Source organism: Micromonospora sp. NPDC005254 (assembly GCF_042872525.1).
Taxonomy (GTDB): domain Bacteria; phylum Actinomycetota; class Actinomycetes; order Mycobacteriales; family Micromonosporaceae; genus Micromonospora.
In genome coordinates, this window is record NZ_JBIAKM010000004.1 from 82,136 (window position 1) to 105,128 (window position 22,993).

The window sequence follows — 22,993 nt, forward strand, 5'->3', positions numbered from 1 at the left end:
CGTTCGGCGTGTTTCTCATTTAGTTTCACGGAGGTCGGCGGGCCTCGATGCGTCCCTGCGCGTCCGGAGTCGGCCGGCTTCCTCCGCCCATGCCCGAGAAACGGAGCGGCATGAACAGAAACTCCCATCCGGGGTCGCGTCGACGACTACTCGTCGCGCTGCCCGTCATCGCCCTCGCGGCCACCTCACTGACCGTGAGTGGAAGTGCGGCGGCGCAGCCGTCCACCACCCCCCGGGCGGTGATCGGGGCTGACGAATACTACATCAACTACGCCGAGCCCGAGGTGCAGACGGACACCACCGGCCGTGAGGTCAAGGGCAAGGGTGGCGTCTACACCCCGGCCGTCGACGCCGCGCGTGCGTTCGACCAGAAGCACGCACGGGGCAACCCGGTGACCGCGCGCCAGCTCGCGCAGATCGAAGCCAAGTCGATCAAGACGGGTAAGAGCCCGCGGCAGATCAAGCAGTCGCCGACCACGCAGACGGCGAAGCTGCTGACGCTGCTTGTCGAGTTCAACGACAAGGCGAACGACGACTTCACGAACGTGATGGTCCCGAAGACGGTGTTCGAGGATCGGACCTGTGTCCCCGGCACCGTGCAGAACGGGCCGAAGCACAACACCATCCCGAACCCGGCGACGCTGCCGCACGAGGACAACAACTCGATGTGGGTGCCGGACTTCTCGCCGTCGCACTACGACAAGATGCTGTACAGCAAGAACGGCATCACCGAGCGGGTCCGCAAGGACCTGAAGGGCCCGGACGGCAAGAAGGGCATCGACCTCACCGGTCGCACGATGCACAACATGTACCTGGAGATGTCCAAGAACGCGTACACGGTCGCCGGGCAGGCCAGCCCGTGGATCACCGTGCCGCACTCCGAGGGCTGGTACGCGGCCAACCGCTGCACCCAGGACGAGAACGGCAACTGGGTCCCCGGCCGGGAGCAGTCGATGAACGGCCACCCGGACAACCCGGCTGGCGCGGGCAGGCTGGCGGCCGACGCGATCGACGCGCTCGCCGCCAAGGACCCCAGCTTCCCGTGGGCCGAGTACGACAAGGAAGACCAGGCCGACCGCGACGGTGACGGCAACCTCTTCGAGCCCGACGGCGTGATCGACCACCTCGTGCTGGTGCACGCCGGCCAGGGCAAGTCGCGCGGCGGCGGCGACCAGGGCGTGTACGCCGTCTGGGCGCACTCCTCCTCGGTCCCGGGTGGCTACACCATCCCGGGCACCAGCCTGAAGGTGTCGAACTACATCGTGCAGCCGGAGGACGCCGGCGTCGGCGTCTTCGCCCACGAGTTCGGCCACGACCTCGGCCTGCCGGACCTCTACGACACCTCCGGCAACGCCGACTCCGACGTGGACTTCTGGGACCTAATGGCCTCGGGTTCGCACTCGGGTGAGATCTTCCAGGCGCTGCCCACGCACATGGGCATCTGGGACAAGTGGGTGCTCGGCTGGGCCGACCCGCTGACCATCCGCCCCGGCTCCAACCCGCGTGAGGTGAAGCTCGGGCAGACCTCGCGTACGCCGATCGACTCCGAGGACGGCATCAAGGTCGACCTGCCGGACAAGGTGACGGTCCTGGCCACGCCGCACAGCGGCACGAAGATGTGGCACAGCAACAACGACCAGAGCTGGGCCGACGTCAAGCTGAGCCGCTCGGTCGACGTGCCCAACGCCGCGGACGCCAAGTTCTGGATGTGGAACAACTACATCATCGAGGAGGACTGGGACTTCGGCTTCGTCGAGCTCTCGACCGACGGCGGTACGACCTGGTCCGAGCAGAAGGTGTACGCCGAGGGCGGCACGGTGGTCACCACGCCGGACAACTACCCGGACCCGAACGGCCGGATGAACGACTTCGGCGGCAAGAAGTACGGCCTGACCGGCAGCACCGACGGCTGGCGCCACGACTACGTCGACCTGTCGGCGTACGCGGGCAAGACCGTCCAGGTGCGACTGCGTCTCGCCACCGATGAGGCGTTCGAGGAGCGCAACTGGTTCGTCGACGACTTCTCGGTCACCGGCGGCGGCGCCACCACCTGGAGCGACGACGTCGAGGGCGGCGCCAACGGCTGGACGGCCACCGGCGGCACGTTCGTGGACACCACCGGCGCGGGCTGGAAGGTCTCCGGCGGCACCGAGGTGCACGCGCAGTACTACCTGGCCGAGTGGCGCAACTTCGACGGCTTCGACAAGGGCCTGAAGTACGCCTACGACACCATCTACTCCCACGAGGCGTGGAAGGTCGACCGGATCTCCTACAACGCGCCGGGCATGCTGGTGTGGTACCGGGACAGCGCGCTCGGCGACGTCAACCACGTCACCGGGCAGATGACCGCGCTGCCCAGCTACGGCGCGAAGGGCGGGCTGCTCATCGTGGACTCGCACTTCGACCCGTACCGGCGCACCGGCACGGCGGCCGAGAAGGACCCGTCGGTGACGGACAACCTGCCCAGCCGGCCGCAGTCGTCCAACGCGGCCTTCACGCTCCAGAAGACGTACCCCTTCACGGAGTGCCTGGAGGCGGCGGGCGAGCCGTACAGCGCGTACTGCACGAAGTTCAAGGCCCAGCCGCCGGTGAAGAGCTTCACCGACGCCAAGGGCTGGTACCCGGGCATCGAGATGCGCAACGGGGCTCCGTACGCGCGGGACAACGACGCCTCCGTGGTGGTGCCGTCGCGCGGTGGAGCGCCGTACACCACCCGGGTGACCAACCCGGACGGCAGCCCGGCGCCGGAGTTCTACGGCGTGACGCTGGGCGGCGGCGTGATCGTGCTCGGCACCGGTAACCCGGGCGACGCGGGCGTGCAGAACGGCGTCTCGTTGACCATCCGTAAGACCGCGCGGGACAACTCGTCCGCGACCATCTTCGTCACCCCGGCGAAGAAGTAAGGGTTTCGCGCAGCAACAACTGATGGTGGGGGCCGGTGGCGGGAACGCTGCCGGCCCCACTGTCGTAACGTCTGATCTTATTGATCGAAATGCATCGCTGCGGACGTTGCCGACCAGTCCACCCTGATTCGCGTGCTGATGAACCGCAGGGGTGTGACGGTGAAAAGCGTTCCCAACAAAATCTTGCAACAAATCGACGCGCGCATCTTCCCACCCGTCCCGGCAGTGTCTATGTTCACCATTGGTCCCACTAGTGGGATCGATCTATCACCGGCCCGTACCCCCGTTGGGCCGGTTCCCTCACACCGGAGGTACCACGTGCGCAAAGTCGCAGTGGGTCTGCTCGGGCTCTCACTGACGGCGACGGGGCTGGCGTTCGGACCGTCCGCCAGTGCCGCGCCGCAGCCGAAGTTGCCGACGGCCGCTCCGTCGGTCGCCGAGCCCGCCCTTGCCGACCACGACCTGCCGAACCCGCTGGAGGACAAGCGGCGAGCGCTGCGCCAGGAGGGCCTCAGCGAGGTCCTGTCCGGCAAGGCCAAGGCAGAGAAGATCAACGGCAGCACCGTCGTCAAGGTCGGTAAGACCCAGGCCGACGGGGCCGCCGCCCGCACCACCGGGGCGGGCACGGCCCAGACGGAAGACCAGTACGTCGAGCTCTCCCGTCAGCGGACCGACAAGATCTTCGTGATCCTCGCCGAGTTCGGCAACGAGCGGCACCCGGACTTCCCGGACAAGAACATCGACCCCAACACCGCGGGGCCGACCAAGTTCACCGGTCCGCTGCACAACGAGATCCCGGCGCCCAACCGGGCGGTGGACAACTCCACCGTCTGGCAGCCGGACTACAACGCCGACCACTACCGGCAGCTCTACTTCGGCACCAACCCCGGTGACGAGTCGCTGAAGCAGTACTACGAGGCCCAGTCCTCGGGTCGCTACAGCGTCGAGGGCGAGGTCACCGACTGGGTCAAGGTCAAGTACAACGAGGCCCGCTACGGTCGTTCCGACGACCCGAAGGCCGACGACGACCCGACCGGTGACCCGAACGTCTGCGACAGCAACGTCTGCAGCAACACCTGGGACCTGGTCCGCGACGCCGCCAACCAGTGGGTCATCGACCAGAAGGCCGCCGGTCGCACCGACGCGCAGATCGCCGCCGATGTCAAGTCGATGGACCAGTACGACCGGTACGACTTCGACGGTGACGGCAACTTCAACGAGTCGGACGGCTACATCGACCACTTCCAGATCGTCCACTCCGGCGGCGACCAGGCCGACGGTGACCCGATCCAGGGTGAGGACGCCATCTGGAGCCACCGCTGGTACGCGTACGCCTCGGACCAGGGCAACACCGGCCCGGCGAACTTCCCGGCCGGCGGCACCCAGATCGGCAACACCGGCGTCTGGATCGGCGACTACACCATCCAGCCGGAGAACGGTGGCCGGAGCGTCTTCTACCACGAGTACGGCCACGACCTCGGTCTGCCGGACGACTACAACGTGGTCAGTGGTGGCGACAACAACAACGAGCACTGGACCCTGATGGCCCAGAGCCGGCTCGGCGCCAAGAACGACGGCGGCATCGGCGAGCGCGGTGGCGACCTCGGCGCGTGGAACAAGCTCCAGCTCGGCTGGCTCGACCACGACACGCTCGGGCCGAACGAGAAGCGCACCGTAAAGCTCGGCCCGCAGGAGTACAACTCGCCGGAGGCGCAGGCCGCGGTGGTCAACCTGCCGCCGCGTGAGTACACCTTCTCGAACGGCGCACCGTTCGAGGGCAGCAAGCAGTTCTTCACGGGCAACGAGGACGACCTGAACAGCACGATGACCCGGACGCTGGACCTCACCGGGAAGTCGACGGCCGCCCTGGCCATGAAGGGCCGCTACAACATCGAGAGCGGGTTCGACTACCTGTTCTTCGAGGCCTCGGTCGACGGTGGCAAGACCTGGGCGACCCTGCCCGGCACCGTCAACGGCAACCCGCTGAAGGAGATCTCCCCCGGGCGCTTCGCCCTGGACGGCTCCAGCAACGGCAAGTGGGTTGACGTCAACATCCCGATGAACTCCGTAGCGGGCAAGGTCGTGCAGTTCCGGCTGCGCTACCAGACCGACGGCGGGCTGTCAAAGGGCGGCTTCTACGGTGACGCGATCACCGTGACCGCTGACGGTCAGACCGTGTTCACCGACGGCGCCGAGAACGGTGCCAACGGCTGGACGTTCGCGGGGAAGTTCGAGATCGCCGCGGCCACCTACACCAAGAAGTTCGCGAACTACTACATCGCCGGTACCCGGTCGTACACCTCGTACGACAAGTACCTCAAGACCGGCCCGTACTACTTCGGCTACGCGAACACCCGCCCGGACTACGTGGACCACTACGCGTACCAGGAGGGTCTGCTGATCTCCTACTGGAACCTGCGCTGGGCGGACAACGACACGTTCGCTCACCCGGGTGAGGGTCGGAACATGATCATCGACGCGCACCCGCGGCCGCTCTACAACCTGACCGGTGCCCCCTGGCGGGCTCGCGTCCAGGTCTACGACGCGCCGTTCAGCCTGAAGAAGGCCGACTCGTTCACGCTGCACATCGACAGCCAGCCCCAGTACGTCCGGGGCCAGGCCGCGCAGCCTCTGTTCGACGACACCCAGCAGTACTGGTACCCGGAGCTGCCGAACCACGGCGTCAAGCTCCCGGCGACCGGCCGGAAGATCAAGGTTCTGTCGCAGGACGGCATCTACACCAACGTCCGCTTCTTCTGATCCTCGGATCAGGCGACACCCGCACCACGGCGATGCCCGGGCAGGTCACCTGCCCGGGCATCGCCCGTTCCGGGAACCCCGGTCGCGCCCCGCGCGTCCGATCACCCGTGCACCCGCGAACCCGCACCACCCTGACCGGCGCCGGTCTGACTGTCCTGCTGGCGCTCACCGGCTGCGCCGGAACGCGGAACGAAGGAGACGGCGTGTCCTCCGAGCAGAGCCCCTCCGACGCTCCCTCGACCGGCACACCGCCGTCCGCCGCCGCGCCGACCGGGCCCACCGATCCGACGCCGTCGTCCCCCTCCGGTCGCCCGCCGCGTTCGCGCGTCCCACTGCCCACCCTGCGCCCGCCGACCGGCCCACCGCGCACGCCGACCGACGCCCGCAAGGCCAACGTGCTGGCCGGACGGATCAACCGGGGCGGCAACGGCCCCTGCTATGGCCTGGTCACCGACGACGGCCGGCAGTATGCGCTGCACGGCGCCGGCAAGGGCACCTTCACCGTCGGCACGACCGTCCGGGTGACCATCGGCCCGGCCGACCCGGCCGCCGACTGCGGCCCGGGCACCCCGGCCAGCATCGTCGACATCAGCCCCGTCGGCTGACCGTCGCCGACGCTCCCGGGCAGGCAGAACGGCTGCCTGCCGGCGGGGTCCTAGGCTGTCAACCATGACCGACCAGCGCGGCGGAGCCGTCGACGAGTCCTGTGTCCTCACCGAGGGGCCGTGGACGCACCGTTTCGTCGGCGCCAACGGCACCCGGTTCCACGTGGTCGAGGCCGGCACCGGGCCGATGGTGCTCTTCCTGCACGGCTTCCCCGAGCACTGGTGGGCCTGGCACCAGATACTCCCGGCGGTCGCCGACGCCGGCTTCCGCGCGGTCGCCGTGGACCTGCGCGGTTACGGCGCCAGCGACAAACCACCCCGGGGATACGACGGCTACACCCTCGCCGCCGACATCGCCGGCCTGATCCGTGCCCTCGGTGAACGGTCGGCGACGCTTGTCGGCAGCGGCGTCGGCGGCATGGTGGCCTGGACGGTGGCGTCGTTCCACCCGTCGCTGGTCCGGCGGTTGGTGGTCCTGGGTGCACCCCACCCGCTGCGGTTGCGCGCCGCCATCTTCGCCGACCCACGCGGGCAGTTCGCCGCCTCCACCCCGGCGTTGAAGTTCCAGCTCCCCCGCTACGAGCACGTGCTCACCAAGGACGGCGGGGCGGCCGTCGGGGAGATCCTGCGCCGCTGGGCCGGGCCGCGCTGGGCCGCCAGCGGCGACTTCGAGGCGTACGCCGAGCGGTGCCGGGAGGCGATGCGCATCCCGCAGGCCGCCTTCTGCGCGCTGGAAGGCTACCGCTGGGCCTTCCGTTCGGTGCTGCGGCTGCACGGCTACCGGTTCGTCCGCCTCATGCAGAAGCCGCTGGTCACCCCGACCCTTCAACTGCACGGCGCACGGGACGTCGCCGCCCTGCCACGAACCGCCCTGGGGTCCGGCCGGTACGTCGTGGCGCCGTACGAGTGGCGCCTGCTCGACGGGGTGGGGCACTTCCCCCACCTGGAAGCCCCCGAGCTGGTGCTCGGCGAGATCCTGCGGTGGGCCAAGTCCTGATCGGTCAGACCCGCTGCTCGCGCAGGTCGGTGACCTCGGCGGCCGGCGCCCAGCCCTGGTAGACGCCGAAGTCGAAGACCTCCAGCCGCATCGCCTCGGCCACCGGCCAGCGACCGCCGGTGTACTCCACCCGCAGCCAGGCGTCGTGTTTCCCGAGCACGATGAACGGCTGCCCCTGCCACGTGCAGGTGGTCCGCACGTACGCCAGATCCTCGACCTCGCTCGCCGGCAGCACCCGCACGTACCGGCCCGGACGGACCTCCTCGAAGCCCTCACCCGGCTCCGGCTGGTAGAGCCGGATGTCGTCGCCGTCCGGGCTCGCCTGGTACTCCCGGCCCCGCCAGCGGGCCACGTAGCCGTCTCGCATCACGCCTCCGGAACCCGTCGCCAGACCACCGCGTCCGTGTCGAGCACCGCGATCACCCGCTCGGTGCCGTCCCCGCCGATGCGCCAGAGCTGCGCGCCGTGCGGGAGGCGGGCGCTGTCCACCTTGAACTCCGCCACCACGTCGCTGCTCTCACCCGGGGCGAAGCCGTTGCCCCGGAACGGCGGGCGCTCGATGACCCAGCCCTCCATGGCCCGCATCGCCGGCTCGTTCTGGCCGCCGTACGGGATCCGGTAGAGGCTGGGCCGGTGCGCCGGCCAGCGCAGCACGTAGATCTCCTCGGCGTCCCGTACGAACGGTGACCCCGGGTAGCTCAGGCCCAGCGCGTCGTGCAGCTCGGCCGGCGTGGTCAGGTGGGCCAACTCGCCGGCCCGGTGCACAAAGCCGGAGACCCGGTCGTACCCCCGCTCCAGGTAGTACGCGAGCTGACTGGGCGCGATCGCCTTCTGCATCACGGTCGGGCGGGCCGGGTCGACCGCCGCGGGAGCGTACCGGGGACGGGCGGCGGGCTCCGCCACGGCCGGCGCCTCCTCGGCGTCGACCTCCAGGTCGTCACCGAGCCCGACCTCGGCGGCCCAGTTGGCGAGGGCGACGATCTGCTCGCCGGGCAGCTTCGCGCCGACCGGCGTGCCCGGGTTGACGGCGAACGACCAGTCCTCGTCGGGCCAGCGCCGGATCAGTTGGGCGAACTTCACCCGGACCGTGTCGACGTCACCCTCGACGTGGTCGGCGAGGCGCTCCGGGGACGTGTAGACCACCACGTACGTCTCGCCGTCGAGCTGCGCGGTACGCCAGACGAAGCCCGGGTCGCCGGGACGGCTGCCGCGCACCGAGTCCGCCGCCGCCGGGAGCAGGACCCGGGCCAACAGCAGGGTGGACAGGAACGTGTCCGTACTGCCGGCACCCGCCGCGCCGAGCAGGTCCTCCTCGACCGTGTTGGCCGGCTCGAATTGCACCGACGCCGGCTCGTCGACAATCGCACGCTGGTCGTCCACGACCGGGCGTTCGTCGTCGGTGTCGGGGCGTACCGCCTCCGGCTCGTAGCCCACCGGGGACCGGGGCGAGGACCAACCGGCGGCCACGCCAGCCGAGCCGCCAGCGCCGCCCAGGCCGCCACCGCCCAGGCCGCCGCCGCTCAGGTCTGCGCTGCTCAGGTCGGAGCCGGCAGAATCGAGCGGGCCCGCGCCGGTGCGGTCCGTGCCGAACAGGCCTTCGGCGGTCCCGGTGGAATCGGGCCGGCCCGTGCCGGTGTCGGCGGGTTCGAACGAGACCGGGCCGGACGACGCGGGCTCGAACGACGAGGGAACGCCGAACGGATCCGGGGCCGCGGCGGAGGGCCCGGGAACGAAGGGGCCGGGCATCGAGGCGCCGGGGACAGCGGGGTCGGGCACGGACGGGCCGGGCACGGACGGGCCGGACGCGGCCGGGCCGAACGTCGGCGGGGCGGCGGTGGTCGGGCCGGGTCGCCGGGCCGCGTCGAACGCAGGAGCGCCCTCGGTCGGGTCGAGGAGATCCCGGGACTCGATGATGGTGCCCTCGATGACGATCGGCGTGAAGCCGCGACGCGGGGCGGGTGGGCCGGAGACCGGCTCCGCGACCGACGGCGGCAGTTCCTCCACCGGCTCGAAGCGCTGCCGGTCCCCGGATCGGCCACGCGGGATCGCCTGGGTCTCGTCCGCCGTGGGAACGGGCCCTCCGACGCGGGTCGGTGACGGCTCACCCGCGGCTGGACCGGGCACCCGGAACGCACGGGTGGGTTCCTCGGCCAACGGGTTGGGCCGTCGCGGTGGCAGAGGCTGGGTGGTCTCGTCGTCGGTCGCGGGCGCTCGTACCACCCGGGACGCGCCCAGGTCGCCGGCCGGTGGCCGCAGCGGTCGGGTGGCGTCCGGTGTCGGCATCGGGAAGGCCGGGGCCGCGTTGTCGCCGCCCGGCGTGTCTGCGGGACGGCGGCGCGGGAAGGGCTGGCTGCCCCGCCCGAACCGGGACGGCGGCACCGCGCGGTCGCCCGACCGACCATCGCCGGAGACAGGGCCGGACGCTCGACCGGACGTCGGCTCGAAGAAGGAACGCCGACCACCCTGGCTGTTGCCGTCACCGGCGGCCGGGCCGTCGCCGTCGGTGGCCGGAGGGCTCGCGGACGGTCGGCCGGCGCGCGGACCCGGCTGGTCGGCCGGGGCGCGGTCGGTGGAGGCCAGCGGCACGTACCGGGATGCGCCGGTACGGCCAACGCCCGGCACGGGGCCGGCGCCGGGGCGGGCCGGTCGGGGCGGGGCGTCCGGCTGCCGCTGACCGGCGGCGGGCAGGTCCTCCGAGCCGGACCGGCGCGACAGCTCACCCGGACCGGGCGCCCGGCCCGGGGTGCCCGACGCCGGGGGTGTGCCCACCGGCGGCACCGCGTTCCTCGGCGCGGGTCGTCCGGACGGTGTCGGGTCCGACGCGGGCGGCACGAACCCGGTGGAGGGCGAGGCGTCCCGGCCGGTCGTACCGGCTCTCGACCGGGCCAGCGTCTCGGCCCGCTCCAGCCGCGCGCGGGCGCCCATGGCGCGGCCCGGCAGCCGGACGTCACCACGGGAGAGCTGGGACACGAACCAGGCGGGCAGGTAGCCCTCGACCGGCAACCCGGGGTTGACCGCGAGCCACCACTCGTGGTTGGGCCAACCGAGGGCGAGGTCGGTGAACGGCACGCGCCGGTTGGTGCCGCCGTGCTCACCGAGGCAGGCCCGCAGCGCCGCGGCGGAGGTGAAGGCCAGCACGTGGGTCCGGCCACCGGTGGTCCAGGTGCCCCAGCCGGCGGACGCCTGACCGGACGGCGCCGGCGTGGGAACCGGCAACAGCAGATCGGTGCGGGACAGGAGGCGGAAGTAGAGCTCCTGGTCGTTGGCGCGCAGCGCGTCCCACATCGCCACCTCGGCCTCCGTGGCCGGCTCCCATTCGGTCACGGCCACCTCTCCTTCCGAGAACAGGCCACAGGTATCGCGTACAACCTACAAGGTGGTATCAAGATCACAATGGCTGGCCGGCGGCGGTCCGCCGGGGCGGCGTCGAGGCGATAACATCCCGTTCCGGAGCCGACACGATACGGAGGCTGTCGATGTCCCGGTCGATCGCGCACCCCGTCCTGGCAGGTCTGGCCGCTGCTCTGCTTACCGCCGCGACCGGTCCGGCCGTCGCCGCCAGCGCCGGGCTCCGGTTGGCCCCGGCCTGCGCGACCCCGCTGGCGCCCGTCCGGCCGGTCGAGGCCACACCCTGGCCCCAGCAGCGGTACGACCCCGCGCGGCTCGCGCCGCTGACCACCGGCGCCGGGGTGACGGTCGCGGTCGTCGACTCCGGAGTCGACCGGGCGCACCCCCAGTTGACCGGACGGGTGCTGGCCGGCACCGACCTGCTCGACCCGGGTGGGGACGGCAGCCGGGACTGCGCCGGGCACGGCACCGGCGTGGCGAGCATCATCGCGGCGGCGCCCCGGCCCGGTGTCGCCTTCCACGGCCTGGCCCCGGCCGCCCGGATCCTGCCGGTACGGGTGAGTGAGCAGCAGGTGGTGCAGGGCCGGGAGTCGGGGCGCACGGTCAGCGCCGACGAGTTCGCCCGCGCCATCCGCTGGGCCGTCGACCACGACGCCGACGTGGTGAACCTCTCCGTGGTGCTGTACGCCGACGACCCGGAGGTCCGCTCCGCCGTGCGGTACGCCGTCGAGCGGGACGTGGTGCTGGTGGCCGCAGTGGGCAACCTGCACGACAGCGGCGACCCGCGCCCGTTCCCTGCCGCGTACGACGGGGTGCTCGGGGTGGGCGCGATCGGGGCGGACGGGGCACGGGCGACCTTCTCCCAGACCGGCTCGTACGTCGATCTGGTCGCCCCGGGTAGCGCGGTGCTGGTCGCCGCGCCCGCGCAGGGCCACCAGCAGGTCGAGGGCACCAGTTACGCGGTGCCGTTCGTGGCCGCCACGGCGGCGCTGCTGCGCGCGTACCGTCCCGAGTTGACCGCCGCCGAGGTGGTGCAGCGGATCGTCGCCACGGTCGATCCGGCGCCCGGCCCGGGACACGGCGGCGGGTACGGCGCCGGCGTGCTGAACCCCTACCGCGCGGTCACCGAGACCGGCGGCGGCCGTACGACCGCTCCTCGGCCGGTTGCCGCACTCGCCGACGACCGGCCCGACCCGGCGGTGCTCGCCCGCCAGGCCCGCCGCGCGACCGCCCGGGACCGGGCTCTGGTGGCCGGCGCGGCGATCGGCCTGACGGCGGTCGCCGTGGTGTTGCTCGCCCTCGTGCTGCCCCGCGGCGCGCGCCGGCGCTGGCGACCTGCCGAGCCAACCTGACCCGGCCCGGTTCTGGTCCGCCTCGGCGGGCTTCGACCCCGGTGCCCCGCGTGCGGGATGTCGCCTCGATCGGCCAGCACGCGGGCGCCCCTCGTCGGAGGGTGGCCGGGGCGCCGACGCGGGCACGGTCAGCGCTCCCGGCCCACCGGCGTCACTGGAACAGCCCGGTGTTCTTCTTCTCCGTGTCCAGATAGTCGGCCGCGGAGTCGTCCACCGCCACCTTGATGGCGCGCAGCATCGCCTGCAGGTCCTGCGAGGCGGACCGCCACCGCGCCTGGCGCTGCTCGTACGCCTGTCGGGCGTCACCCGCCCAGGCCGACACCAGCGGCGCGGCGTCGCGTTCGAGCTGGCCGAGCTGCGAGTCGAGCGTGTTCAGCGCCCGTTGAATGTCCGCGCCAGCCTGTTGCAGCGCGGCGAAGTTGACGACCAGCACACCGTGGTCCATCGGAACTCCCCTTCCGGCAGGTCAGAGCGGCAGCTGGATGCCGCCGCGGTTGGTGCCGGCCACCCGGCTGGCCGCCTCGTCGTCCGAGACGTCGTACTGTCGGCCGGCGGTGCGGATGGCCCCGGCGGTCTCCCGCAGGGCCCGGTGCAACGCGGCCTGATCCTCTGACCACTGCCGCTTGACCTGCTCGAACGACCGCCCACCGGCACCGCGCCAGGCCTGCTGCAACACCTCCAGCTCGGCCAGCAGGCCGGTCAGCATGGACTGCAACGACTGGTCCACCTGCTCGAACTTCGCGGCGGTCTGTCGCATCACCGCCGCTTCTGCCTGGGTCTGGGACACCCGAACATCACCTCGTCTCCTCGGTCGTGCCTGGCCGGCTGTGCGCCCACCGTGGGAGCGCACCGATCGCGTGGCCCGGTCGACGAGCATGGGTGGACGCGGGTCAGCGATGAACTTCGTGGCTGACGGTAGCGGCCCGGTAGCCGTTCTGCTACCCCACGCGCCTCCCCTGTGGACAACCACGGCAGCCATCGGTCGCTTACGATGTGCGGCAGCCACGTCGCGGCGCGTGACGGGCAATCCCGGGGCGGTCGGCCGCCCGGCACGTCCCAACTGGTCGAGGAGGCGCGGTGTCGCCGATCACCACCGGAGGCTCGCAGCCGGCGAGCCGGCCCGGTTGGGGCCCGGTCCCGGCCGCCAGCGCCCCGACAGCCGGGTCGGGCGCCACCGCCGTCGGAACAACCACGTCTGTCGGCACCGCGCCGGGTGTCGACACCGGAGCAACCGCGACCGTAGCCGTCGACACCGCGCCGGCCGCCCTCGGCGTCCCCGGGTCGGGGGCAGCCAGGGATCGCGTACTCGATCGACGATCTCGCGGCCGGTGGGCCGCGTTCAGCCGACGCGGCGCGGGGATCCGCGCGGGTCAACTGGTCACCGGGCAGGTCGCCGTCGCGGTCGTCCTCGCCGCGCTGGGCCGGGGCACGCCGGTCACCGTCGCCGCGCTGCTGGTGGCGGCGCTCCTCGTGGCGGTCGCCGGCGTCCGGGTCCGCGGCCGGTGGCTCTTCGAGTGGCTGGGCACCGCCGCCGGGCATGTGACCCGGCGCCGTGTGCTGGGCCAGCAGCCCGGCCCGGCCGAGTTGCTCGCCCTGGTCGCACCCGGTGCCGTGGTCCACTCGACGGAGCTGTCCGGCGGGCCGGCGGCGGTGCTGGAGGACACCGGCGGCATGGTGGCGCTTCTGGAGCTCGGCGATCCCGGCGACCTGCTGGGCGACGCGTCCCGAGCGATCCCCGCGCCGGCCGCGCTGCTGCCGACGCCCGGTCCGGACGTCCCGCCGCTGCGGATCCAGCTGCTCCTCAGCGGGACGCCGGCACCCGTCCCGACGGCGGGTGGCACCGTCGGCACGTCGTACCGGCAGCTCACCGACGGACGGCTCGCCGGGCGGGAGCGGGCGGTGCTGGCGGTCCGGGTGCTGCGGGCGGACGGGTGGACGCAGGAGGCCCTGCGTCGGGCGCTCGCCGGCACCGTACGCCGGATCGTCCGCCGACTCGGGCCGCTTACCGCCCGGCCGCTCGGCGTACCGGCGGCGCTGCGCGTGCTGGGCGAGCTGGCCCACCACGACGGCCAGCCGGTGCGGGAGTCGTGGCCGCTGCTCCGCTCGGGCGCTCTCGTCCAGGCCACGTTCCGGCTGGTCGACTGGCCGCAGACCGGCGCCCCGGCCGCGCGGCGGCTGGTGCCCCGGCTGCTCGCGCTGCCGGCGACCGCGACGACTGTGTCGCTCTGCGTGGGGCCACCGCCGGCCGCCGGCACCGGGACGGCGCCTACCGAGATGGCCGTACGCCTAGCCGCGGCGTCGACCGCCGAGCTGACCGTGGCCGTCGACGCGCTGGGCCGACTGGTCAGCGGCGTCGGCGGGACGCTGCGCAGACTCGACGGCGCGCACCTGACCGGGCTGGCTTGCACGCTGCCGGTGGCGCTCACCAGCGCCGGGGGGCAATCGGCGGTGGCGCTTGACGACTGGGAGCTGACCCTGGGCGAGGCGGGGATGATGGTCGGCACCAACCGGCACGGCGGTGCGGTCACCGTGCGGTTGTTCCGGCCGGAGAGCACCCGGGTGATGCTGGTGGGCGGGGTGCGCGCCGCGCAGTTGGTGGCGCTGCGGGCGATGGCCCTGGGCGCGCTGGTGGTGGTGCAGACGGCGCGACCCCGTGTCTGGGAGCCGTTCGTGCGAGGTGTGGGCGCTCCGGGGGGAACGATCCCGCTGATCCCGCCGGGCCGACCGGTCGCTGACTCGGTGGGCACCGCGCTCCAGCCGTTGCTGCTGGTGGTCGACGCCGGGCCGGCGCCGGCCGAGACCGAGCCGGGTCCGGCGTGGCGGGCCACTCTCGTGGTGCGCGACGAGCTGACCCCGGCCGATGTGGACGCGTTGAGCCGCGCCGACCTGGCGGTGCTGCAGCCGCTGCACGCGGCCGAGGCCGCGCTGGCCGGCGCGGCGCTGGGGCTGGGTGGGTCGGCCGACTGGCTCACCCGGATCCGGGACGACATGGTGGCGGTGGTGAATCGCCGAGCCCTGCGGTGGGCGCTGCTCTCCCCCACCCCGATCGAGGCCCAGCTGATCGGCCGGCCGGCGCGCGGCTGAGCCGACGGGGGCGCCGAGCCCAGCTGCGGCCGGGCCCGCCCTGGGCCGCGTCGTCCTGGATGGTCAACTGGTGGGTTACGCCGGTGAGTGGTCCGTGGCACGATCCCGGCCATGGGTTTTCTGAAAGGGTTGCTGATTCGGCTGGCCACCACGGCGCTGGCCTTCTGGTTGGCCACACTGCTCATTCCGGGCATCGACCTGGAGTCGACCTCGGCGGTGGAGACGGTCACCACGCTGATCCTGGTGGCGGTGATCTTCGGTGTCGTCAACGCGGTGCTCCAGCCGGTCATCAAGACCGTCGGCTGCGGCTTCTACCTGCTCACCCTGGGTCTCATCGCGCTTGTGGTGAACGGGCTGCTGTTCCTGCTCACCAGCTGGATCGCCGACCAGGCCGGGCTGCCGTTCTCGGTGGACGGCTTCTGGCCGGCCGCCGTGCTCGGCGCCCTGTTCGTGAGCATCGTGACCTGGATCCTCGGCGCCGTTCTCGACCGGGACTGACCGGCGACCGACCACCACCGACCCGCACCGCCCGGCTCCCGATGGGCCGGGCGGTGCGGCGACCAGAGTTCGGGAATTGGCGGGTCTGCGAGCCGGTCGGGTTGGCTAGCCTCGCAGGCGTGTTCTCGCTAACCCGCGCCGACGGCCACCTGATCAGCACCGATCCCGCCCGGCTCGACCTGGACCGGATACACCACTGGCTGTCCACCGACGCGTACTGGGCGCTGGGGCGTGACCGGGAGACGGTCGTGCGGGCGTTCGCTGGGTCACTGCCGTTCGGCGTCTACCGGCCCGGGGACGGCCGCCAGGTGGCGGTGGCCCGGGTGGTCACCGACGGCGCCACCTTCGCCTGGCTCTGCGATTTGTACGTCGACCGGGCCTTTCGGGGCCTCGGGCTGGGTGGTTGGCTGGCCGGCGCGGTCCGCGACCACCTGGCCGAGCTGGGCGTACGCCGGATCCTGCTGGCCACCAACGACGCGCACGAGGTGTACGCGCGGGTGGGCTTCACCCCGTTGGACGTTCCGGAGCGGTGGATGCAGCTCGACCGGCGGCCACCGGTGACTCCGATCACCGGAAAGGAACAAAGCGGAGGTTCACCCCTTACGGTGGAGGCGTGACGCCACTCCGCCTGGGATACCTCTACGGCATCGGTGCGTACCTGCTCTGGGGTTTCTTTCCGCTCTACTTCAAGCTGCTGCGGCCCACCGGCCCGCTGGAGATCCTGGCCCACCGGATCGTCTGGTCGGTGCTCTTCGTGGCCCTGCTGCTCGGCGCGCTGCGCAACATCGGCTTCCTGCGGGCGCTGCTACGCCGCCGCCGGACGGTCGCCGGGATCGTCGCCGCGTCCGCGCTGATCGCCATTAACTGGGGCATCTACATCTACGGAGTCAGCTCCAACCGGGTGGTGGAGACCGCGCTCGGCTACTTCATCAACCCCCTCGTGGTGGTGCTGCTCGGGGTGACGGTGCTGCGGGAACGACTCCGCCCGGCGCAGTGGGTGGCGCTGGGCATCGGCGCGTCGGCCGTCGCGGTGCTCGCCGTCGACTACGGCCGGCTGCCCTGGCTGGCCCTGAGCCTGGCGTTCAGCTTCGCCGGCTACGGCCTGATCAAGAAGCAGCTCGGGTTGCCCGCCGCCGAGGGGCTCTTCGTCGAGTCGGCGGTGCTGGCGCTGCCCGCGCTGGGCTATCTCGCCTGGCTGAACCGGCATGGCGGGTTGACCTTCGGGCACGTCTCGGCCGGGCACACCGCGCTGCTGGTGCTGGCCGGCGCGGCCACCGCGATCCCGCTGCTGCTCTTCGCCGGGGCCGCCAACCGGCTGCCACTGACCGGCCTCGGCATGATCCAGTACCTGGCGCCGATCCTCCAGCTCGCCTGCGGCGTGCTGATCTTCCACGAGCCGATGCCGCCGGCCCGCCTCGCCGGCTTCGCACTGGTCTGGCTCGCCCTGGTGGTCTTCACCGCCGACGCCATTCGCCAGGCCCGTCAGGCCCGCCAGTCCCGCAGCACCCCTCGTCTCCCGAGCCCCGTCCCAACCCCCTGACCCACCCCGCCCTGGCCGTGCCCCCGCGATGGGGCGCGCGGGTTAGGGGACCGCGTACGTCAGCAGGGGGGTGCCGTCGGATCGTTGAAGTTCCACGCTGACCAGCTCGGCGTCGGTGAAGCGGGTGACGCCGGTGAAGCTGAGGTCGTCGCCGGGGGCCGCCAGCCAGGAGCCGATCTGCTCGCTGCTGCCGTTCGGGCCGTGCGCCACCAGCCGGAACGGGTACGCCTTGCCGTAGCTCGTCCGCGCGTCGTACCCGCAGTGCATGGTCACCTCGGTGCCCCACTTGCTGCCGGCCAACCCGATCTCGGCGTGCACCGGCCCGGCGGTGGCCACCGGCCGCATGGCGACCATCGACACCTGCGGGGCGGGGCGGGTGCCCTGTGCCCCCGGGGTGACCGGCGGGGCGACCGGTCGGGGCAGCACCGCGGCCGTGCCGACACCCACCACGAGGGCGAGCGCGGCGGCGGCCAGCGTGGTGAGGGCGTACCGCCGACGGGTCGCGGCGCGCTCGCGGCGCCGGCGGCTCCGGGCCTCCTCGAGCAGCGCGGGCACCCGGGGCGGGGACGGCGGCGGCAGGAACTGCTCCAGGCCCGCCGGGTCGAGGCGACCGAGCAGTCCGGGCAGGACGGCGATCTCGGCGACCGCGTCCCGGCAGGAGGCGCAGCCGGCGAGGTGCCGCTCGTAGGCCGCCCGCTCGGCGGGGGCCAGGGCACCCAGCACGTACGCGCCGTCGTCGTGCGCGAACTCGCACCGAGTCATCCCGTCACCCCCATCTCGGCCAGGACCAACCGTAGTGAGCGCAGGGCGTAGTGGGTGCGCGACTTCACCGTGCCCGGCGGCACGCCCAGCCGCGACGCCGCCTCGGCCACCGACCGCCCCTGGTAGAAGCATTCGACAAGCACTTCGCGGTGGGTGGGGCTGAGACGGTTCAACGCCTCGGCGACGGTCCACGCCTCCACCGCACGCTCTGCCTCGTCGACCACCTCGGGCGGCTCGGGCAGCTCGTCGGTGAACACCTCACCGACCCGGGTGGACCGTCGCCGCCAGGCGTCGATGGCCAGGTTACGGGCGGTGGTGAACAGCCAGGCGCGTACGGAGCCGCGTCGCGGGTCGAGGGACTCGGGGTGCCGCCAGGCCCGCAGCAGCGTCTCCTGCACCAGGTCCTCGGCCCGCTGCCGATCGCCGTTGACCAGCCGCAGGGCGTGTGCGTACAGCGCCTCCGCGTGCTCGTCGTGCAGCGCCCGCAGCAGTTGGGCGTCATGGTCGCTGATGGCGGTCTCCTCACTTCCGGGCGCGCGTCCGGCGGTGTGTCCGCTCGGGAATACGTGCGGTCACGCCGAACGGTTCAGCCCGAGGTCAGACCGCTGGTCCCCGCGCAGGTGTTCACGCCTGGTTCACATCGCGGCCGACGACCGCTCACCACGTCCTCCTAGCGTCCGGCTGGTACGCCGCCTGTCGTGCCACCGACTTTCCTGGAGGCCACTTCCATGAGCGACCGTCCCCGGCTGCTCCCCCTGTTGACCGGTAACCGTCATGGCACCCGTGACGCCATGACCTGTCTGTACCGCTGCGGCAACGCCTGTGACCACCCCGTCCCGAACACGTCGGACAACGCGTACTTCGGCGACGTGGTGAACGCGGAGGTCTCCCGGCGCGGCGTCGTCCGGGCCGGCGCCGTCGGCGCCCTGGTCCTCGGCTTCGGTGGCGCGGCGGCCGGCGCGCTGGCCGGCGCGGCCCCCGCCGCCGCCGCGGCCCCCGCCAGCCCGGACGTGCCGGAGGGCTTCGCCTTCGGCCGTCCCGCCACGGGCGTCGGCAGCGGCGCGCTGACCTTCAAGCCGATCCCGCCGAACAAGCTGGACACCCTTGTCGTGCCGAACGGCTACGACCACGCCGTGGTGATCAAGTGGGGCGACCCGGTGCTGCCGGGCGCGCCGGAGTTCGATCTGCACCACCAGACCGCCGCCGCCCAGTCGAAGCAGTTCGGCTACAACAACGACTTCGTCGGGGTGCTGCCGCTGGACAAGCAGGGCAGGCGGGCGCTGCTCGTGGTCAACCACGAGTACACCAACGAGGACCTGATGTTCCCCGGCTTCCCCGGCCTGGACGGGCTCTCCGTGGAGCAGCTGCGCACGGCGATGGCCGCGCACGGTATGTCGGTGGTGGAGTTGGAGCGGGTCGCCGGCACCGGGCAGTGGAAGCCCGTGGACAACGGCCGTCGGCCGTACAACCGGCGGGTCACCGCGCTGGGCACCAAGTTCGACCTGACCGGCCCGGCCGCCGGCTCGGCCTGGCTGAAGACCGCCGCCGACCCCAAGGGCCGTACGGTCGTCGGCACGCTGAACAACTGCTCCGGTGGCGTGACGCCCTGGGGGACGGTGCTCTCCGGCGAGGAGAACTTCAACCAGTACTTCGTCGGAGCGGACGCCGCTCCGGCCGACCTCAAGCCGAAGCTGGACCGCTACGGCATCACCACCGCGTCCCGCTACCCCAGCGGCAGCCGTAAGTGGGAGCGCGCCGACGAGCGCTTCGACCTGGCCAAGCACCCCAACGAGGCGCACCGGTTCGGCTGGGTCGTCGAGATCGACCCGTTCGACCCGGAGAGCCGCCCGCGCAAGCACACCGCGATGGGCCGCTTCAAGCACGAGGGCGCGAACGTCATCGTCGCCAAGGACGGGCACGTGGTCGCGTACATGGGCGACGACGAGCGGTTCGACTACCTCTACAAGTTCGTCTCGGAGAAGAAGTTCCTCAAGGGCAACTCCTGGGCGGCCCGCAAGCACAACCTCACGCTGCTGGAGTCCGGCACGCTCTACGTCGCGCAGCTCGACCAGACCAGCGCGGGCGAGATCGACGGTTCGGGCAAACTCCCCGCCGACGGCGCGTTCAACGGCCGGGGTCGCTGGATCAAGCTGGTCAGCGGCAACCGCTCGTTCGTCGACGGGATGACCGCCGCGGACGTGCTGACCTTCACCCGGCTCGCCGGCGACAAGGTCGGCGCGACCAAGATGGACCGCCCCGAGGACGTCGAGCCGAGCCTGCTCACCGGCAAGGTCTACGTGGCGCTGACCAACAACACTGACCGCGGCAAGGCAGGCAAGGCGGCGGCCGACGAGGCCAACCCGCGCAACACCAACAAGCACGGGCAGATCCTGGAGCTGGTCGAGGACCGCAACGACAACACCTCGGAGACCTTCGCCTGGTCGCTGCCGATCGTCTGTGGCGACCCGACCGACCCGTCGACCTTCTTCGCCGGGTACGACAAGACCAAGGTCTCCCCGATCTCCTGCCCGGACAACGTCGCGTTCGACGCCACCGGCAACCTGTGGATCTCCACCGACGGCAACGCGCTGGGCAGCAACGACGGCCTCTTCGCCACCGCCGTCGAGGGTCCGGAGAAGGGTCACCTCAAACAGTTCCTCACCGTGCCGCTCGGCGCCGAGACCTGCGGCCCGTTCATCACCGGCGACAACCGCTCGGTCTTCGTCGCCGTGCAGCACCCGGGTGAGATCACCGGCGCGTCGGTGGAGAACCCGGCCTCGAACTGGCCGGACGGCGACTACGCCAAGCCGGGCGTGGTGGTCACCTGGCGCCTCGACGGCGGCCCGGTGGGCAGCTGACGGTGCGCCCGCGGCCGGCAGGCCGCTGACGTTGCTCCGGCGGTTCGGCGCTGGACCGCCCCGAGAGGCCCTCTCCCAGCCCGGGAGAGGGCCTCTCGGCATCCGGCGCGTCAGTGGTCGGCGGCGATGCCGTCGGCGACCGTGCGGGCGACGGTGAGCAGCTTGGCCCGGACGACCCGAGCGGAGGTCATCATCTCGCTCGCCGGCAGGGCGCAGGCCAGCACGACCCGACGTTCCATGTCCTTGTCCGGCGTGACGAGCACCGCTGCGCAGGCCACGCCCTGGCGGAACTGCCCCAGCTCCAGCTGCATCCCGCGCCGGTCGCCGGCGGCCAGGTCGGCCTCGAACGCCTCGGTGGTGGTCAGCGTCGCGGTGGTGAACGAGCGCATGCCGTACTCGCGCAGGTAGCGGAAACGCTGCTCGGTGGTGAGGGTGGCGAGCAGGGACTTGCCGAGGGCGGTCGCGTGCGCCCCCTCGTCGAAGCCGGGGACCAGGTCTTCCAGGTAGGGCGAGCGGTGCCCCTCGGCCACCGCCGTGATGGCGACCTGACCGCCGACGAAGCGGCCCAGGTAGTGGCTGTAGCCGGTGTCCACGGCGGCCCGGCGCAACGTCTCACCGACCACCGGCGGGCCCCGGAACGCGGTCACCAGCTCGCGGTAACGGTCGGCCACCTCCAGCCCCACGATGTACGTGCCGTCCTCCCGACGGATCACGTAGCCCTCGTAGGCAAGCGTGCGGACCAGGTGGTAGGTGGTGGCCACGGTCAGCTCGCACCGTCGGGCGATCTGCTTGACGGTCAGGCCCTTCGGAGCGCGACCGACCGACTCGAGCACCCGCAGTGCTCGGGACACGCTGCGGATCAGGTCCGAGGGTTCTGCCAAGGGGTCGCGCACAACCACCTCCGCCGCCGGGGACTTACACCATATGAAAAACAGGCCGGGTGCGAAATGCCTGTTCGGGTCGAGGATGCCAGATCACCATCCACTCCTCGTATGCCACTGGTCACCAGGAGTGGTCCGAGTCTGACTCGCGTAGGTTTGCCGGACGATGACCGACACCGCCCTCACCCCCGCTGAAGACCGCGCCCGGACCCGCCCGATCCGGGCCAGTGCCGGTGCCGTCGCCACCACCGTGGCCTGCGTACTGCCCGTCTTCCTCCTCGGCGGCCTCGCCGTGCAGATAGGAGCGGACCTCGGGTTCTCCCCGGCCGGCCTGGGCCTGGCCGTGTCCGTCTACTTCGGCGTGAGCGCGCTGGCCTCGGTGCCCTCCGGCCGGCTCGTCGAGCGGTACGGGCCGGCCGTGGTGGCCCGCTGCGGCATCGTGCTGGCCTCCGGGTCGATGCTGGCCGTGGCGGCGGTCGCCCGCTCGTACGAGGTGCTGCTCGCTCTGCTGGCGCTCAGCGCCGCCGCCAACGCCCTCGGCCAACTGGCCAGCAACGCCGCACTGGCCCAGCACGTGCCCCCGAACCGGCAGGGGCTGTCGTTCGGTGTCAAGCAGGCGGCCATTCCGGTCTCCACCCTGCTGGCCGGCGCGGCGGTGCCCACCATCGCGCTCACCGCCGGGTGGCGCTGGGCGTTCGTGGTCGCGGCCGTCGCGGCGCTGACGACGCTGCCGGCCGTACCCCGACAGCTGCCCGGCCGGGACCGTCGGGCCGACGCGACGCGCGCGGGCCGGGCCACGACGGCGCTGGTGGTGCTCGGCGCGGCGGCGACGTTGGCGGCGGGCGCGGCCAACGCGCTGGGCACCTTCCTGGTGGACTCGGCCGCCGCCCGGGGTCTCTCGCCGGGCCTCGCCGGCCTCACCCTGACCCTGGGCAGCGCGGTCTGCGTGGCCGCCCGGGTGGGCGCCGGCGGACTTGCCGACCGCCGGGCCAGCGGTCACGTCGCGCTCATCGCCGCGATGCTGGTGGTCGGGGCGACCGGGCTCGGTCTGCTCGCGGTGGCCGGCCCGGGGCCGTTGGTGGCCGGCGTGGTGCTCGGCTTCGGCCTGGGCTGGGCGTGGCCCGGCCTCATGAACTTCGCGGTGGTCCGGCTGCACCCGCAGGCCCCGGCCGCCGCCACCTCGATCACACAGACCGGGGTGTACGCGGGCGGCTGCCTCGGCCCGTTGAGCCTCGGCCCGCTCGCCGCCCACTTCGGCTACCCGGCCATGTGGGCCACCGCAGCGGTGGCGATGCTGCTCGCCGCCGCCCTCATGCTGATGGGCAGCCGCCTCCTGACCGCCGCACGCCCTGGCGCCGTTGATCATGAAGTTATTGCCCGATCAGACGGCGTGTCGCGGCAATAA

At 72.3% G+C, this 22,993-nt stretch carries 18 protein-coding genes; 11 read left to right on the plus strand and 7 right to left on the minus strand.

Translation table 11 applies throughout. The features are described 5' to 3' along the window. The first annotated feature begins 110 nt into the window (after positions 1-110). The 4 genes from ACFYPR_RS13540 to ACFYPR_RS13555 all read left to right on the plus strand — a co-directional run bounded on the left by ACFYPR_RS13540 (position 111) and on the right by ACFYPR_RS13555 (position 7,265). Complete coding sequence (locus tag ACFYPR_RS13540; RefSeq protein WP_387260142.1) at positions 111-2,903, plus strand: immune inhibitor A domain-containing protein; 2,793 nt, start codon at positions 111-113, stop codon at positions 2,901-2,903. A 333-nt stretch (positions 2,904-3,236) separates the two neighbouring features. Next, positions 3,237-5,663 (plus strand): immune inhibitor A domain-containing protein, encoded by a 2,427-nt coding sequence (locus ACFYPR_RS13545; RefSeq protein WP_355065553.1) that lies wholly within the window; start codon positions 3,237-3,239, stop codon positions 5,661-5,663. 203 nt (positions 5,664-5,866) lie between these two features. Then, positions 5,867-6,268 (plus strand): hypothetical protein, encoded by a 402-nt coding sequence (locus ACFYPR_RS13550; protein WP_387260145.1) that lies wholly within the window; start codon positions 5,867-5,869, stop codon positions 6,266-6,268. Positions 6,269-6,332: 64 nt separating this feature from the next. Next, positions 6,333-7,265 (plus strand): alpha/beta hydrolase, encoded by a 933-nt coding sequence (locus tag ACFYPR_RS13555; RefSeq protein WP_354860420.1) that lies wholly within the window; start codon positions 6,333-6,335, stop codon positions 7,263-7,265. A 4-nt stretch (positions 7,266-7,269) separates the two neighbouring features. On the opposite strand, the gene ACFYPR_RS13560 is transcribed toward ACFYPR_RS13555, so the two are convergent. Further along, the gene (locus ACFYPR_RS13560; protein ID WP_355065369.1) at positions 7,270-7,635 is read right to left on the minus strand and encodes a hypothetical protein; all 366 of its coding nucleotides are present in this window, start codon (positions 7,633-7,635) and stop codon (positions 7,270-7,272) included. After that, positions 7,632-10,589 (minus strand): SseB family protein, encoded by a 2,958-nt coding sequence (locus ACFYPR_RS13565; protein ID WP_387260148.1) that lies wholly within the window; start codon positions 10,587-10,589, stop codon positions 7,632-7,634. Before ACFYPR_RS13565 ends, ACFYPR_RS13560 begins: the two co-directional genes overlap by 4 nt. Positions 10,590-10,741: 152 nt before the next feature. Between ACFYPR_RS13565 and mycP the strand changes: the two genes are divergently transcribed. Next, positions 10,742-11,965, plus strand: a complete 1,224-nt coding sequence (gene mycP / locus ACFYPR_RS13570; RefSeq protein WP_387260151.1) for a type VII secretion-associated serine protease mycosin — start codon at positions 10,742-10,744, stop codon at positions 11,963-11,965. Positions 11,966-12,116: 151 nt separating this feature from the next. Here mycP and ACFYPR_RS13575 read toward each other — a convergent pair whose 3' ends face one another. Beyond that, a complete protein-coding gene (locus ACFYPR_RS13575; RefSeq protein ID WP_354860426.1) occupies positions 12,117-12,410 on the minus strand; it encodes a WXG100 family type VII secretion target in 294 nt (97 codons plus the stop codon). A 21-nt stretch (positions 12,411-12,431) separates the two neighbouring features. Then, entirely contained in the window at positions 12,432-12,752 is a 321-nt protein-coding gene (locus ACFYPR_RS13580) for a WXG100 family type VII secretion target (protein WP_354860428.1), read from the minus strand. A gap of 290 nt (positions 12,753-13,042) precedes the next feature. On the opposite strand from ACFYPR_RS13580, the gene eccE reads away from it, so the two are divergent. The 4 genes from eccE (at position 13,043) to rarD (ending at position 17,087) form a co-directional block, all read left to right on the plus strand. Further along, positions 13,043-15,049, plus strand: coding sequence for a type VII secretion protein EccE (eccE, locus tag ACFYPR_RS13585; RefSeq protein ID WP_387260154.1), 2,007 nt, complete (start codon positions 13,043-13,045; stop codon positions 15,047-15,049). Positions 15,050-15,160: 111 nt separating this feature from the next. Continuing rightward, a complete protein-coding gene (locus ACFYPR_RS13590) occupies positions 15,161-15,547 on the plus strand; it encodes a phage holin family protein (RefSeq protein ID WP_234584566.1) in 387 nt (128 codons plus the stop codon). A 119-nt stretch (positions 15,548-15,666) separates the two neighbouring features. After that, positions 15,667-16,164, plus strand: a complete 498-nt coding sequence (locus tag ACFYPR_RS13595) for a GNAT family N-acetyltransferase (RefSeq protein ID WP_355065361.1) — start codon at positions 15,667-15,669, stop codon at positions 16,162-16,164. Beyond that, positions 16,161-17,087, plus strand: coding sequence for an EamA family transporter RarD (rarD, locus tag ACFYPR_RS13600; RefSeq protein ID WP_355065359.1), 927 nt, complete (start codon positions 16,161-16,163; stop codon positions 17,085-17,087). The genes ACFYPR_RS13595 and rarD overlap by 4 nt, the downstream gene beginning before the upstream one ends. A 42-nt stretch (positions 17,088-17,129) precedes the next feature. On the opposite strand, the gene ACFYPR_RS13605 is transcribed toward rarD, so the two are convergent. Next, a complete protein-coding gene (locus tag ACFYPR_RS13605; RefSeq protein ID WP_354860435.1) occupies positions 17,130-17,849 on the minus strand; it encodes a zf-HC2 domain-containing protein in 720 nt (239 codons plus the stop codon). Then, positions 17,846-18,340 carry a sigma-70 family RNA polymerase sigma factor gene (locus ACFYPR_RS13610; protein WP_234584867.1) on the minus strand — a complete coding sequence of 165 codons (495 nt, stop codon included), beginning with the start codon at positions 18,338-18,340 and terminating at the stop codon, positions 17,846-17,848. The genes ACFYPR_RS13605 and ACFYPR_RS13610 overlap by 4 nt, the downstream gene beginning before the upstream one ends. A 237-nt stretch (positions 18,341-18,577) precedes the next feature. On the opposite strand from ACFYPR_RS13610, the gene ACFYPR_RS13615 reads away from it, so the two are divergent. After that, positions 18,578-20,707 carry a PhoX family protein gene (locus ACFYPR_RS13615; protein ID WP_387260158.1) on the plus strand — a complete coding sequence of 710 codons (2,130 nt, stop codon included), beginning with the start codon at positions 18,578-18,580 and terminating at the stop codon, positions 20,705-20,707. Between the two features lie 110 nt (positions 20,708-20,817). On the opposite strand, the gene ACFYPR_RS13620 is transcribed toward ACFYPR_RS13615, so the two are convergent. Then, positions 20,818-21,600 (minus strand): IclR family transcriptional regulator C-terminal domain-containing protein, encoded by a 783-nt coding sequence (locus tag ACFYPR_RS13620; RefSeq protein WP_354860437.1) that lies wholly within the window; start codon positions 21,598-21,600, stop codon positions 20,818-20,820. A 154-nt stretch (positions 21,601-21,754) separates the two neighbouring features. Here ACFYPR_RS13620 and ACFYPR_RS13625 point away from each other — a divergent pair, with 154 nt between their 5' ends. Beyond that, a complete protein-coding gene (locus tag ACFYPR_RS13625; RefSeq protein ID WP_387260161.1) occupies positions 21,755-22,993 on the plus strand; it encodes an MFS transporter in 1,239 nt (412 codons plus the stop codon).

Excerpts from the sequence above, each read along its gene's own strand:
- ACFYPR_RS13540 (WP_387260142.1), top strand. The coding sequence starts at position 111 with ATGAACAGAAACTCCCATCCGGGGTCGCGTCGACGACTACTCGTCGCG.
- ACFYPR_RS13555 (WP_354860420.1), top strand. The coding sequence starts at position 6,333 with ATGACCGACCAGCGCGGCGGAGCCGTCGACGAGTCCTGTGTCCTCACC.
- mycP (WP_387260151.1), top strand. The coding sequence starts at position 10,742 with ATGTCCCGGTCGATCGCGCACCCCGTCCTGGCAGGTCTGGCCGCTGCT.
- ACFYPR_RS13575 (WP_354860426.1), bottom strand. The coding sequence starts at position 12,410 with ATGGACCACGGTGTGCTGGTCGTCAACTTCGCCGCGCTGCAACAGGCT.
- ACFYPR_RS13590 (WP_234584566.1), top strand. The coding sequence starts at position 15,161 with ATGGGTTTTCTGAAAGGGTTGCTGATTCGGCTGGCCACCACGGCGCTG.
- ACFYPR_RS13605 (WP_354860435.1), bottom strand. The coding sequence starts at position 17,849 with ATGACTCGGTGCGAGTTCGCGCACGACGACGGCGCGTACGTGCTGGGT.
- ACFYPR_RS13615 (WP_387260158.1), top strand. The coding sequence starts at position 18,578 with ATGAGCGACCGTCCCCGGCTGCTCCCCCTGTTGACCGGTAACCGTCAT.
- ACFYPR_RS13625 (WP_387260161.1), top strand. The coding sequence starts at position 21,755 with ATGACCGACACCGCCCTCACCCCCGCTGAAGACCGCGCCCGGACCCGC.